Source organism: Paraconexibacter antarcticus (assembly GCF_024220175.1).
Lineage (GTDB): Bacteria > Actinomycetota > Thermoleophilia > Solirubrobacterales > Solirubrobacteraceae > Paraconexibacter > Paraconexibacter antarcticus.
The window spans coordinates 543,519-557,109 of record NZ_CP098502.1; the positions used below are offsets into that span (position 1 = coordinate 543,519).

The 13,591-nt window shown below is 73.7% G+C and carries 9 protein-coding genes and 1 pseudogene; 9 read left to right on the forward strand and 1 reads right to left on the reverse strand.

The genetic code is table 11. The annotated features are described in order from the left end of the window. Positions 1-28 precede the first annotated feature (28 nt). From NBH00_RS02650 to NBH00_RS02690, 9 genes and pseudogenes are all read left to right on the forward strand, one after another. Positions 29-1,381 (forward strand): MlaD family protein, encoded by a 1,353-nt coding sequence (locus tag NBH00_RS02650; protein ID WP_254571809.1) that lies wholly within the window; start codon positions 29-31, stop codon positions 1,379-1,381. Continuing rightward, positions 1,378-2,937 carry an MlaD family protein gene (locus NBH00_RS02655; RefSeq protein WP_254571810.1) on the forward strand — a complete coding sequence of 520 codons (1,560 nt, stop codon included), beginning with the start codon at positions 1,378-1,380 and terminating at the stop codon, positions 2,935-2,937. The genes NBH00_RS02650 and NBH00_RS02655 overlap by 4 nt, the downstream gene beginning before the upstream one ends. Then, positions 2,934-4,325, forward strand: coding sequence for an MlaD family protein (locus NBH00_RS02660; protein WP_254571811.1), 1,392 nt, complete (start codon positions 2,934-2,936; stop codon positions 4,323-4,325). The genes NBH00_RS02655 and NBH00_RS02660 overlap by 4 nt, the downstream gene beginning before the upstream one ends. Then, positions 4,322-5,821 carry an MlaD family protein gene (locus tag NBH00_RS02665; RefSeq protein WP_254571812.1) on the forward strand — a complete coding sequence of 500 codons (1,500 nt, stop codon included), beginning with the start codon at positions 4,322-4,324 and terminating at the stop codon, positions 5,819-5,821. Before NBH00_RS02660 ends, NBH00_RS02665 begins: the two co-directional genes overlap by 4 nt. Then, on the forward strand, positions 5,818-7,113 hold the full coding sequence (locus NBH00_RS02670) for an MlaD family protein (RefSeq protein ID WP_254571813.1): 1,296 nt from the start codon (positions 5,818-5,820) through the stop codon (positions 7,111-7,113). Before NBH00_RS02665 ends, NBH00_RS02670 begins: the two co-directional genes overlap by 4 nt. A 3-nt stretch (positions 7,114-7,116) precedes the next feature. Next, a complete protein-coding gene (locus tag NBH00_RS02675; RefSeq protein WP_254571814.1) occupies positions 7,117-8,526 on the forward strand; it encodes an MlaD family protein in 1,410 nt (469 codons plus the stop codon). 51 nt (positions 8,527-8,577) lie between these two features. Further along, positions 8,578-8,897: pseudogene (locus NBH00_RS02680) on the forward strand (aldo/keto reductase); the annotation flags it as partial. Between the two features lie 4 nt (positions 8,898-8,901). Next, positions 8,902-9,306, forward strand: coding sequence for a (R)-mandelonitrile lyase (locus NBH00_RS02685; protein WP_254571816.1), 405 nt, complete (start codon positions 8,902-8,904; stop codon positions 9,304-9,306). Position 9,307: 1 nt separating this feature from the next. Continuing rightward, positions 9,308-10,324 (forward strand): aldo/keto reductase, encoded by a 1,017-nt coding sequence (locus tag NBH00_RS02690; protein ID WP_254571817.1) that lies wholly within the window; start codon positions 9,308-9,310, stop codon positions 10,322-10,324. A gap of 188 nt (positions 10,325-10,512) precedes the next feature. On the opposite strand, the gene NBH00_RS02695 is transcribed toward NBH00_RS02690, so the two are convergent. After that, positions 10,513-13,389, reverse strand: a complete 2,877-nt coding sequence (locus NBH00_RS02695; RefSeq protein ID WP_254571818.1) for a vitamin B12-dependent ribonucleotide reductase — start codon at positions 13,387-13,389, stop codon at positions 10,513-10,515. Between the last annotated feature and the right edge of the window lie 202 nt (positions 13,390-13,591).

Here is a 13,591-nt window from a genome sequence, read left to right on the forward strand (position 1 = left end):
CACGCACTCTGTACGTTCGCCAACCAGGGTGCGCTCGCCGAGGGAGATAGCGCGGAGCCGTGGGGTCGAGGGCGGGTTCGCGGGCCGGACGGTCGCGATCGCCGCGCTCGCCGTCGTCGTGATCGCCGTGGCGGCGGTGGTGCTCCTGGGTGGCTCCGGCGGCTACCGGCTGCACCTGCGGATGGAGAACGCGAGCCAGCTCGTCAAGGGCAACCTCGTCGAGGTCGGCGGCCTCTCCGTCGGGACCGTCGAGCGGATCACGCTCGCCGACGACAACACCGCGGACGTCGTCGTCAAGGTCACCGACAAGGCGTTGACCCCGCTGCACGCCGGCACGCGCGCGATCGTCCGGGCGGCGTCGGTCTCGGGCGTCGCGAACCGCTACGTCGCGCTCGAGCCGGGGCCGAACAACGCGCCCGAGCTCACCTCCGGCACCACCCTGCCGGTTTCGGCGTCGACCGCCTCGACCGACCTGGACGCCGTGCTGTCCACCCTCGATGCGGACACGCGCGAGCGCCTGCAGGAGACGATCCAGGGCAGCGAAGCCGCGCTGTCGCGCGGCGGGGCCGCCGGGATGAACGCCTCGCTGCGCTACCTCTCGCCGGCGCTCACCCAGCTGCAGGGGACGCTCGGGGAGGTGACCGCCGACCGCGCGGCGCTGCAGCGCTTCATCGTCGCCTCCTCCGGCGTCGTGTCGGCCGTCGCCGCCCGCCGCGACGACCTCGCGCGCGGGCTCGCGTCCGCCGCGACGACCGCCGGCGCGCTCGCCTCGCAGCGCCGGGCGCTGAGCGCCGTGCTCGCGAAGGCGCCGTCGTCGCTCACCGGGGCCGGCCGGACGCTGCACGCCCTCGCCGGCACGCTGGACGAGCTGCGCCCGACCGTCGAGCTCGCCGCCCCGGTCGCGCCGCGCCTGAGCCGTGCGCTCACCGCCGCGGCGCCCGCCCTCGAGGGGACGGCCGCCGTCCTGCCCGCGGTGCGCGACCTGCTGCCGCCGCTGCGCCGTGCCCTCGCCGGGCTCCCGGCCCTGCGCGCGTCCGCCGTCCCCGCGTTCGGCGCGGCCACCGACGCGCTCAGGGCGACGGCGCCGATCGTCAGCGCCTCGCGCGCCGCGTTCCCCGACATCCTGCTCGGGGCGACGAACGGCTTCGGCGGCACGTCGGGCGGCTCCTACGATGCCAACGGCGAGTACGCGCGGATCGGCTTCGTCTCCTCGTCGGCTCCGCTCGTCGGGCTCTTCGGCAACCTCGTCCCGCCCGGGGTCCAGAACGGCGTGCGCTACCACAACGTCGCGCGCTGCCCGGGCGGCGCGGGCACCGTCGCCGCCGACGGCTCGAACGTCTTCGACCCCGGCTACGCCTGCAACGCGGGGGACCGGCCGTGACCGCCGGCCGGCCCCGGGCCGCCACCCGGCGCGCGCTCGCCGCGGCCGCCGGCGTGCTCGTGCTGGCGGGCGGCGCGGTCGCCGGCTGCGGCGGGTCGGGCGCGTCCGGCGGCGACTACCGCGTCGACGCGATCTTCGACAACGCCTCGTTCGTCACCCCCGACGTCGACGTGCGGATCGCCGGCGCCAAGGTCGGCCGGGTCACCGATCTGTCGGTGACGCCCGACCACAAGGCCCGGCTCGAGCTGACGATCGACCGGCGCTTCGGCCCGTTCCACACCGACGCGGACTGCACGATCGCGCCGCAGTCGCTCATCAGCGAGCGGTTCGTCAACTGCACCCCGGGGTCGAGCGACGCGCCCGTCGTGCCGGACGTCCACGGGACGCCGACCCTCGGCCTGCAGGGCACCCACTCGCCGGTCGACATCGACCAGGTCCTCAACACGTTCAACCTGCCCGTCCGCCAGCGCCTCACGTTGCTGCTCGACGGGCTCGGCGTCGGCCTCACCGCGCGCGGCGACGACCTGAACGCGGCGATCCGGCGGGCGGCGCCCGCGCTCGGCGCCACGCACGACACGCTCGCGATCCTCGACGCCGACCGCGCGCGCCTGCAGCACCTCGTCACGGCGAGCGACACCGTGCTGCGGAGCCTCGCGGCCGGACGCGACCGGGCCGCCGCGTTCGTCCGCGCGGCCGGCGTCGTCGCGCAGACGAGCGGCGACCGGCAGCGGCAGCTCGCCGCCGCCGTCCGCGACCTGCCCGCGCTGCTCGGACAGGCCCGGCCGTCGCTCGACCGCCTCACGCGCTTCGCGGGCGTGGCGACGCCGTTCGCGGCCGACCTGCGCCGCTCGGCGCCGGGCCTGCGCGACCTCGTCACGCAGCTCGCGCCGTTCGCGGCCCGGGCGACGCCGACGCTCACGCGGCTCGGGGTCACCTCCCGGCGGACGACGGCCGCCCTTCCCGACATCGCGCCGCAGGTCCGGCGGCTGCGGCGCTTCACCGCGGCCGCCGGGCCGACCGCCCGCCTGCTCGCCGAGCTCTTCACGAGCTTCCGCGCGCGCGGCACGCTCGAGGCCCTCCAGGGCTTCACGTACTACGCCGCCGCGGCGGTCGCGCGCTTCGACAAGAACTCGCACTACCTCCCCGCGTATCTGCTGCCGTCGGCCTGCATCCTCTACGCGCGGACGCCGACGCCCGGCTGCGATGCGCACTTCGAGGCCTCGCGCGGCGCGATCCTCGCCGCGGCCCGGCGACGGGCGGCACGCCGCGCGCCGGCCGCGCGGAAGCCCGCGGCGAGGGGCCCCGCGACCGCCCCGAAGGCCCCCGCGACGCCGTCGGCTCCAGGGGTCCCGTCGCTCCCGGCCGTCCCGGCCCTGCCGGGCGTCCCGAAGCTGCCCCCGGCGGTCGGGCAGGTGCCGCAGGCGCTGCAGGGCCTGCTCCACGCCCTCGGCGGGGGCGGGGGCGGGGGCGGGGGCGGGACCGGACGCGGCGCCGGCGCCACGCCCGGCCCGCCCGCGCAGAACGCCCAGGACCTCCTCGACTACCTCCTCGGATGAACCGCCGCCCGGGCCGATCCGTCTACGCCTCGCCCGTCCTCGTCGGGGCCGTCGCGATCCTCGTCGTCGTCGTGGCCGTGTTCCTCGCCTACAACGCGAACAACGGCCTGCCGTTCGTCCCGACCTACTCGTTCAAGGCGACGCTCCCGGACGCGCAGGAGCTGCTCCCCGGCAACGACGTGCGCGTCTCGGGCACCCGCGTCGGCCAGGTCACCGACGTGACCGCGCAGGACGAGGGGGGCCGGCCGGTCGCCGTCGTCTCGATGCAGGTCGAGTCGTCGCTGAAGCCGCTCCCGCGGGACACCCGGATCCTCGTGCGCCAGCGCTCCAACGTCGGCCTGAAGTACCTGGAGCTGCAGCCCGGGCACAGCCGCGCGACGCTCCCTGAAGGCGGGACGCTCCCGCTCGCGAACGCCCGCGCGGCCGTCGATCTCGCGGACGTCGTGAACACGTTCGATCCGAAGACGCGTGCTGCGCTGCGCGGGACGATCAGCGGGCTCGGCGTCGGGCTCGCCGGGCGCGGAGAGGCGCTGAACCGCAGCCTCGAGGTCCTCCCCGCCACCGTCGCGGACCTGCGGTCGGTCATGCGCACGCTCGCCGCGCGCCGGACCGACCTCGACGGCTTCGTCCGCGGGCTCGACGCCGCGGCCACCGTCGTGGCGCCACGCGCCGAGGACCTGCGCGCGGTGCTCGACCGCGGCGCGACGACCTTCGCCGCGCTCGCGGCCGAGCGTGGCGCCCTCGGCCGGTCGATCGAGCTCGCCGCCCCGACCGAGCGCGCGGGCGCGCGGGCCTTCCGGGTCCTCGCGCCGCTGACGGCCACCGCCACCGCCCTCATCCGTGACGCGACGCCCGGCGTCCGGCAGCTGCGCGTCGCCGGCCCGACGCTCGCCGGCGCGCTGCGCGCGAGCGGCCCCGCCGTCGGCCGGGCGCGCGCGGTGCTGCCGTCGCTCGACGCCGTCGTCGCCCGGCTGCGCACCCTCTCGCGCTCCCGCGACACGACCGGTGCGCTGCAGCGCCTGACCGACTCGGTCGGCGTGCTCACCCCGCTGCTGACGTTCGTCAACCCGTTCCAGACGAAGTGCAACGCGCTCGCGCTCTGGGCCCGCAACGTCGCGTCGCTCGCCAGCGAGGGGACGGTGCAGGGGACGTGGTTCCGCTTCCTCAACCCGAGCGACCCGACGCAGCTGCTGCCGCGCTCGACGCCGTCACCGGACCTGCACCAGATCACGACGCCGGACGTCGGCCAGCACGGCGAGTGCGAGTCCGGCAACACGCCCTACCTGCCCGGTCAGCACATCGGCGACGCGCCGGGCCGCCAGCCCGACGCGACCGACCAGACGGCGCCCGGCACGATCCCCGAGATGGTCGCGAGGGAGCGGCGATGAGGCGACGCCGCGACCGCATCTCGAACCTCGGCGCCGGCCTGCTCGTCATCGGCGTCACGCTCATCGCCGTCTTCTTCGCGTTCACGAAGGCCAACCCGTTCGCGAACCCCTACAAGCTCCACGCGATCTTCAGCTCGGCGCTGAGCAACGGCGTGCGGCCGAACGCGCCCGTGCGCATCGCGGGCGTCGCGGTCGGCAAGGTCACCGACGTCGGCCGCGGGCCCGGGACGACCGTCCGCGTGACGATGGAGATCGACAAGCGCGGCCTGCCGATCCACGCGGACGCGACGATCAAGGCCCGGCCGCGCCTGTTCCTCGAGGGCAACTACTTCCTCGAGCTGCGGCCCGGGACGCCGAGCGCCCCGGCGATCCCGGACGGCGGCACGGTCCCGCTCGGCCGGACGGCGATCCCGGTCCAGTTCGATCAGGTGCTCGACGTGTACCGCACGGACGTCCGCACCTCGCTGCAGCACCTGCTCGGCGGCCTGTCGACGGCGCTCGCCGAGGGGGGCGACCGGGCGCTGCGCGCGAACCTCCGCCGTGCGCCCGCCGCCTTCCGCGAGGGCGCCGTGGCGCTCGAGGCGGCGCGCGGGACCCAGGACGGGGACCTCGCCGGCGTCATCCGCGAGCAGGCCCGGCTGAACTCGACGCTCGACGCCCACCGCGTGGAGCTCCAGGGGCTGCTCGGCGGCTTCCGCGGGACGATGGAGGCGCTCGCCTCGCAGCAGGGCCCGCTCGCCGCGACCGTCCCCGCGCTGCGCGGCCTCCTGGACCGTACGCCGGCCGCCGTCGCCGCGCTCGACCGCACGCTCCCCGCGCTGCGGACGATCGCCGTCGCACTGCGGCCCGGGCTGCGCGCGGCGCCGCCCGTGCTCGACCACGCCGTGCCGTTCCTCCACGCCCTCGGCGGGCTCACCGCGCCCGCTCGCCTGCCCGCGCTCGTCACGCAGCTCCGCGCCGCCGCACCGGCGATCAGCCGCGTCGAGGCGACGCTCCCGCCGCTGCTCGACGTCGTGCGCCCGGTCTCGCAGTGCGTGACGACGCGGGTCGTCCCGGTGCTGGACGCGACCGTGCCCGACGGGCCGCTCACCGCGAAGGGGCGCACCGTCTGGCAGGAGCTCTTCAGCCTCGGCACCGGGCTGCTCAGCTCACAGCAGAACTTCGGCGGCGACGGCTACTCCACCCGGTACAGCTTCGGGCTCGGGGCCGAGGGGTTCGCGACCAAGCTCCCCGGCCCCGGCAACCTCATCCAGCTCGGGAGCGATCAGACGCTCGGGTCGCGCCCCGCCTTCCACAACGACCAGCCCGCGTTCGCCCCGGACGCGCCGTGCCTCACGCAGCCGCTCACGTCGCTGCAGGCCGACACCGCGCCCCCGGCGGGCCGGTCCGCGCGCGTGTCGATGCGGCTCACGGCGCCGCTCACGCCCGCCCGGGTGCGGGCCGCCACGGTCCGCGCGAACCGCCCGCACCGCGCGTCGCGGAGGGGGACCCCGTGAGCCGCCGCGTCAAGGAGCAGCTGCGACCGATGCTCGCGATCGCCGGCCTCGGCGTGCTCGCGCTCATCGTCGGGGGCTACATCCTCGCCCACCAGCGCGTCCGCGGCCCGTTCGCCGACGACTACACGCTGCGGGTGCAGATGCCGACCGGGCAGGCGCTGACGCCCGGACAGGGGCAGGCCGCGACGGTCGCCGGCGTGAAGGTCGGCGAGATCTCCCGAGTGGAGCTGCGGAACGGCGTCGCCCTCGTGAGCCTGCGCATCGACCCCGGCGAGCTGCCCCGCCACGACGTGCGGACGGACGCGCGCCTCATCCTCCGGCCGCGCACGCCGCTGCTCGACATGACCGTCGACATCGACCCGGGGTCGCCGTCGGCGCCGGTCCTCGGCGACGGCGTCGTCCTCGGCACCGCGCACACGACCGCCAACGTGAACCTCGACGAGATCACGGCCTCGCTCGACACCGACACCCGCACCTGGATGCAGACGATGCTCAAGGCCGGCGGACGCGGGCTGGGGAACCGGGGCACCGCGCTGCGCGAGGCGCTGCGCGCCGGCGCCCCGACCCTCGACAGCGCCCGCCGCGTCAGCGCCGCAGTCGCCGCCCGGCGCCGCGAGCTCGCGCGCGCGATCCACAACCTCTCGCTGCTCAGCGGCGCGCTCGCCCGGCAGGACACGTCGGTCGCGCAGGTCGTCGACGGCGGTGACCGGACGTTCGCCGCCCTCGCCGGCGAGTCGGCCGCGCTGCGCACGTCGGTCGCGCGGCTCCCGGGGACGCTCGACAGCGCCCGTGCCGCGGTGTCCGCCCTCACGCCGTTCGCCGACGCCGCGGGCCCGGCGCTGCGGGCGCTCGTCCCGACCGCCAAGGCGCTCCCGGCCGCGCTGAAGGGCACCGACCCGCTGCTCGTCAAGGGGGCCCCGGCGCTCCGCGACACCACGACGCTCGCGGCTCGCGCCGTGCCGGTGCTGCGAGACGTCACCCCGGCCCTCACGGACGTGGCCGCCCAGACGCCGGACCTGAAGAGCACCTTCGACGTCGTCCAGCGCCTGACGAACGAGCTCGCGCACGTGCCCGCCGGCGATCAGCGCTCCTACCTCTTCTACCTCTCGTGGTTCGCCCACAACGGCAACTCGCTCGTGTCCGGCGAGGACAGCAACGGCGTCTTCTGGCACGGCAGCGTCATCGCGTCCTGCTCGACGGCGACGACCGGCGTCTCAGCGCTTGCGCAGGTGCTCGGGCCGATCGTCGCGAAGACGGGGCTGTGCCCCGGCGCACCGGGGACGGGGGGCTGAGCGATGGGCACCGCTCCCGCCGGCCGCGGCCGCCTCATCGTCCCGCTCCTCTTCACCCTGTCGTGCATCGGGCTGCTCGTCTTCCTGTGGACGTCCTTCGGCGGGACGCTCCCGCTGAACGCCAAGGGCTACCGGGCGACGCTCGTGCTCCCCGACGCCTCGAACGTCGTGAAGGAGACCGACGTGCGCATCTCGGGGGTGACCGTCGGCTCCGTCGTCGACACGCGCCGCGCCGGGACGACGACCCACGCCATCCTGCAGATCGACCCGCGGTACGCCCCGTTGCGCCGCGACGTCCGCGCGGTCCTCCGCCGCAAGTCGCTGCTCGGCGAGGCGTACCTCGAGCTCACGCCCGGGAGCCCCACCGCGCCCGCGCTGCCCGACGGGGGCCTGATCCCGGCGCGGCAGGTCCGCCCGGAGGTCGCCGTCGACAAGGTCCTCTCCACCTTCGACCCGCGCACGCGGAGGGCGCTCCAGGGCTGGCTGCAGGGGTGGCAGGCCGGGCTCCGCCATCGCGCGGCCGACCTCTCGACCGCCGTGGGGCAGCTCCCGGCCGCCGTGCAGACGAGCGAGGACCTGCTCGGTGAGCTCCACCGCCAGCAGGGCGCCGTCGCGACGCTCGTCCACGACACCGGCGTGACCTTCGGCACGATCGGGTCCCAGCAGGCCGACGTCGATCGCCTCATCACGAACGCCCGCGCGCTCTTCTCCACGACCGCCGCCTCCGAGCGCGGCCTGCGGCGGACCGTCGCCGCGCTGCCCGGCTTCCTCGCCGGCCTGCGGGACGCCTCGGCCGCCGTCTCGCGGATCGCCGGGCCGCTCACGCCGGTCCTCGCCGCCCTGCGCCCGGCCGCCCGGCGCCTGCCGGCGACGCTCGACGCGGCGACCCGCGCCGGCCGTCAGCTCCGGGCGATCGCCGCGCCGCTGGACGGCGTGACGCGCGCCGCGCCCGCCGGCCTGAGCGCCGCGCGGCGCATCCTCGACGCGACCGGGCCGCTCATCGGGCAGCTGCGCCCGTTCGCGCGGCAGCTCCTCCCGATGACGCAGTTCGCGACCGTCTACCGCCAGGAGCTCGTCCAGTCGTGGCTCCAGACGGCCGCCGCGACCGAGGCGGTGTCGCCGGACGCGAACGGGCGCAACATCCACTACCTGCGGGCGCCGGCGATCTTCGCGAGCGAGGCCCTCCTCGGCGCGACGCAGAAGGCCCCGTACTCCCGCTCGAACGCGTACATGGCCCCGCTCGGCATCGACGCCCTCGGCACCGGCGGCCTGAAGGCCTTCGACTGCGGCAACCTCGGCAACCCGGTCACGACGCCCGCCTTCCCCGGGACCGTCGTGCCGTGCCGCGCCCAGGGCCCGGTGACCGTCGCCGGCCGGACCTCGCAGTACCCGCAGCTGCAGCCGGCGCCGTAGCCGCGCCCGAAAGGCGCGCGACGCCGTCACCGCCGCCTTGAAGGCCGGCTACCGCCCATCGGCGGCATCACCTTTTACCGCGACAGGGCCACACCAGCACGCTGGAGGACCCGGTCATCGGCGGCATCGCCGAGGCGCACGGCAAGTCGCCCGCGCAGGTGATGCTCCGCTGGGGCCTGCAACAGGGACGCCACGTCATCCCCGAGTCCACCAAGCCACACCGCATCGCCGAGACCGTCGACGTCTTCGACTTCGAGCTCACCGCCGAGGAGCTCGCTGCCATCGACGCACCGGACTCTGGCAGGCGTGGTGGCCCAGAACCCGAAGCTGTCACGCTTGAGGCGTTCGGCCGCGACATCCCGGAGGCATAGAGGCATGCAGATCACACGCAACACGATCGACACCCAGAAGGGTCCCGACGACTGGTTCACCGGCGACGTCTACATCGACGCCGTCGCCGCTCCTGAAGCGACCTCCCTCCACGCCGCCGCCCTCGTGCACTTCACCCCGGGTGCCCGCACCGCCTGGCACACCCACCCGCACGGCCAGACGATCTTCGTCACCGAAGGCGCCGGATTGTGCCAGCGCGAAGGCGGGCCAATCGAGGAGATCCGCCCCGGCGACCGCGTCTTCTTCGAGCCTGGCGAGAACCACTGGCATGGCGCCGCCCCAAGCCGCTTCATGACGCACCTGGCGATCCATCAGGTCGACGACACCGGCAGCCCCGTCACCTGGGGGCGCCACGTCACCGACGACGAATACACCCCCCAGGAGGACTGACATGCAGTACCGCCCACTCGGACGCACCGGCGTCCAGGTCTCCAACCTCTGCCTCGGCACGATGATGTTCGGTGCGTGGGGCGAGCCCGATCACGCCGAATCGATTCGCATCATCCACGCGGCGCTGGACGCCGGCATCAACTTCGTCGACACCGCCGACATCTACAGCGCCGGCGAGTCCGAGGAGATCGTCGGCAAGGCCCTCAAGGACCGCCGCGACGACGTCGTCCTGGCCACCAAGTTCTTCATGCCGATGGGGGAGGACGTCAACGCCGGCGGCACGTCACGCCGTTGGATCGTCCGCGCCGTCGAGGACTCACTTCGGCGTCTGCAGACCGACCACATCGACCTCTACCAGGTGCACCGCCCGCACCCGGACACCGACGTCGAGGAGACACTCGGCGCGCTGACCGACCTCGTCCGGCAGGGCAAGGTCCGCTACATCGGGTCGTCCTCCTACTCGGGCAGCCAGATCGTCGAGGCCCAGGTGGCCGCGCGCGACAACAACTTCGAGCGCTTCCGCACCGAGCAGCCGCCCTACTCGCTGCTCGTCCGCGGGATCGAGCTGGATGTGCTGCCCACGGTGCAACGCCACGGAATGGGGACGCTGTCCTACAGCCCGCTCGCCGGCGGCTGGCTGTCGGGCTCGTGGACGGCCGACAGCTCGCCGACCTCGCCGGCGCGCCAGCGGCTGGCCGCCCGCTTCGACATGTCGCTGCCAGAGAACCAGGCCAAGCTGGCCGCGGTCGAGCAGCTCGCCGAGGTGGCGACCGACGCAGGCCTGACGATGATCGAGCTGGCCATCGCGTTCGCCGCCAACCACCCGGGCATCACCGCGCCGATCATCGGCCCGCGGACGATGGAGCAGCTGGAGAGTCAGCTCCCGGCCGCCGACGTCGTCCTCGACACCGCGACGCTGGACCGCATCGACGAGATCGTCAAGCCCGGCGTGGTGCTCAACCCCGCCGACACGAGCTACGGCGAACAGGTGCTCGCGCCCGAGCTGCGCCGACGCTGAACCGCGACGGGCATCGGGTCCCGGTCCACGCGCCGTGATCGTTCGGGCGAGTCCGGCCCTGGCACGAACCACAAAGGGCTCCGCAGCGTTGCGGAGCCCTTCGGTACAGCTATGTCTCCGGCGCTGGTTGCAGAGCGCGCACTGGACCGTTCGCCGGTGCGCGCTGCTCGCTTGCGCCGACGCTGCTGTCAGCCGCAGCCCGTGTTGTTGCCGCAGCTCGAGCACGTGTAGCACGAGCCCGTCCGCTGCATCATGCCGCCGCACTGGCCGCAGGCGGGCCCGAGGTCGAGGCCGACCATGCGGGCCGGGACGACCGGCGGCAGCTCGGTGAGCGCCTCGGTCGGGGCCTGCGGGGCGGTCGACGTGAAGAGGCCGGGCGCCGGCTGCGCCGCGGCGGGGCCGTTCGTGTCCGACGAGGTCACCGACAGCGACACGTCCTGCGCGACCTTCCGGGCGCGCACGGCCGGCGTGAGGATGCCGAGCTCCTCCTGATCGTCCGCGTCGAGGAAGCGCGAGGCAAGCCAGCGCATGATGTAGTCGGGCATCGACTTCGCGAACGGGATCTCCGGGTTCTGCGTGATCCCTTCCGGCTCGAAGCGCATGTACGCGAACTTGCTCACGAGCGTCTCGAGCGGCACCCCGTACTGGAGCGCGATCGAGACCGCCGTCGCGAACGAGTTCATCATGCCGCGGAGGGTCGAGCCCTCCTTGCCGACGTCGGTGAGGAAGATCTCCCCGACCGAGCCGTCCTCGTACATGCCGGCCGTGATGTAGCCCTCGTGGCCGCCGATCGAGAACTTGTGCGTGATCGACTGACGCTCACGCGGCATCCGCTTGCGGGTGGCCGGCGCGCCGGCCTCCTTGAGCTTCGCCTTCATCTCGGCCTCGGCGACGAGCTCGTCGACCTGCTCCTGCGTGTACAGGCCCTCGGCCGCCGCGGCGCCCGCGTCCTTGCCCATCTCCGCGTCGGTGCGCAGCGCCTGGGCCGTCTTGGAGCCGTCGCGGTAGATGGCGAGCGCCTTGACGCCGCCCTCCCACGCCTTGATGTACGCGTCGGCGATGTCCTCGACCGTCGCGTCCTGCGGCATGTTCACCGTCTTCGAGATCGCGCCCGAGATGAACGGCTGCACGGCACCCATCATGTTGATGTGGCCCATGTGGCTGATCGCACGCGCGCCGACCGCCACGTCGAACACCGGGAGGTGCTCGTCGAGCAGGCCGGGGGCCCCGACGATCGTGTTGTGCTCGTTGATGTGCGCCTCGATCTGCGAGACCTGCTCGGGCGTGTAGCCGAGCGTCTGCAGCGCGAGCGGCACCGTGCGGTTGACGATCGTCATCTGCCCGCCGCCGACGAGCTCCTTGAACTTCACGAGCGAGAAGTCCGGCTCCACGCCGGTCGTGTCGCAGTCCATGAGGAAGGAGATCGTGCCGGTCGGCGCGAGCACCGTCGCCTGCGCGTTGCGGTAGCCGTAGAGCTCACCCGCGGTGACCGCTTCGTCCCACACCGTGCGGGCCGCCTCGAGCAGCGGCGTGTCCGTCGAGAACTCGTCGTTGATCGTGTACGCGGCGTCGCGGTGCATCCGCATGACCGCGTTGTGCGGCTCGCGGTTCTCGGCGTAGCGCTCGTACGGGCCGATCGCCTGGGCGACCTTCGCCGACTGCAGGTACGCGCGGCCGGTCATCAGCGCGGTGATCGCCGCCGCCGTGCCGCGGCCGTTGTCGGAGTCGTACGCCATGCCGTTCGACATGAGGTACGCGCCGAGGTTCGCGTAGCCGAGGCCGAGCTGGCGGAAGGCCCGCGCGTTGACGCCGATCTCCTCCGTCGGGTAGCTCGACGGGCCGACGACGATCTCCTGGGCGAGCAGGACGATGTCGACGCAGTGCTCGAACTGGTCCACGTCGAAGGACCCGTCGGCCTTGCGGAACTTCATGAGGTTCAGCGACGCGAGGTTGCAGGCCGAGTCGTCGACGTGCATGTACTCCGAGCACGGGTTGGACGCGTTGATCCGCCCCGAGTTCGGGCACGTGTGCCACTGGTTGATGATCGTGTCGTACTGGATGCCCGGGTCGGCGCAGCGCCAGCCGGCCTCCGCCATCTCCTGCAGGAGCTGGCGCGCGGCGACGGGCTCGCCGATGGGCTCGCCGGTCTTGCGGGCCTTGAAGTGCCACATCTCGTCGTTCGCGACGGCGCGCATGAACTCGTCGGTGACGCGCACCGAGTTGTTCGCGTTCTGGTACTGGATCGAGGTGAAGCCGTCACCGTCGATCGACATGTCGAAGCCCGCGTCGCGCAGCGCCGCGGCCTTGTCCTCCTCCTTGGCCTTGCACCAGATGAACTCGCGCACGTCCGGGTGGTCGATGTCGAGGACGACCATCTTCGCCGCGCGGCGCGTCTTGCCGCCCGACTTGATCGTGCCGGCCCAGGAGTCGGCGCCGCGCATGAAGGACACGGGGCCCGAGGCGGTGCCGCCCTTGCTCAGCGGCTCCATCGAACCACGGATGTTCGAGAGGTTGATGCCGGCGCCCGAGCCACCGCGGAAGATGCGGCCCTCGCGCGTGTTCCAGTCGAGGATCGAGTCCATCGTGTCCTCGACGGACAGGATGAAGCAGGCGGAGCACTGCGGGTTCTCCTCGAACCCGACGTTGAACCACACCGGGCTGTTGAAGGCCGCCATCTGGTGCAGGAGGATGTACGTCAGCTCGGCCTCGAACGCGTCGCCGTCCTCGGCGGAGTCGAAGTAGCCGCGCTGGCGGCCCCAGTCGGCGATCGTGCCCGCGACACGGCCGATCATCTGCTTCACCGAGCGCTCGCGCGTGGGCGAGTCGAGCTGGCCGCGGAAGTACTTCTGGGAGACGATGTTCGTCGCGTTCTGCGACCACGTCTTCGGGAACTCCACGTCCTTCTGCTCGAACGAGACGCGGTCGCCGTGGCCGATACGCGCGTCGCGCAGCTCCCAGTCGACGGTCTCGAACGGGTGCACGCCCGGTGTGGTGTACTTCCGGGCGATGGACAGGGCTGAGCCCGTCCGGATGGTGCTGCTGGCTGCGGTCTGCGATGCGTCCAAAGCGGCCCTCTACTCCTCTCGTCGCCGCGGATATTCGCTATTTGCGGCGGAAAATTTGGTGGTCTGGCGGTAACGAAGGAGTGTCCGTGATGCGGCGGACGGCACCGCCGGCGGACCCCGCAAAGTGGGCTTAAATGCCTTTTCCAGGGTAGTGGCCCGGGTCGCGATCTGACCGATCGGGCCGTACGCGCACACCGGGGCC

Excerpts from the sequence above, each read along its gene's own strand:
- NBH00_RS02690 (WP_254571817.1), top strand. The coding sequence starts at position 9,308 with ATGCAGTACCGCCCACTCGGACGCACCGGCGTCCAGGTCTCCAACCTC.
- NBH00_RS02685 (WP_254571816.1), top strand. The coding sequence starts at position 8,902 with ATGCAGATCACACGCAACACGATCGACACCCAGAAGGGTCCCGACGAC.
- NBH00_RS02675 (WP_254571814.1), top strand. The coding sequence starts at position 7,117 with ATGGGCACCGCTCCCGCCGGCCGCGGCCGCCTCATCGTCCCGCTCCTC.
- NBH00_RS02660 (WP_254571811.1), top strand. The coding sequence starts at position 2,934 with ATGAACCGCCGCCCGGGCCGATCCGTCTACGCCTCGCCCGTCCTCGTC.
- NBH00_RS02665 (WP_254571812.1), top strand. The coding sequence starts at position 4,322 with ATGAGGCGACGCCGCGACCGCATCTCGAACCTCGGCGCCGGCCTGCTC.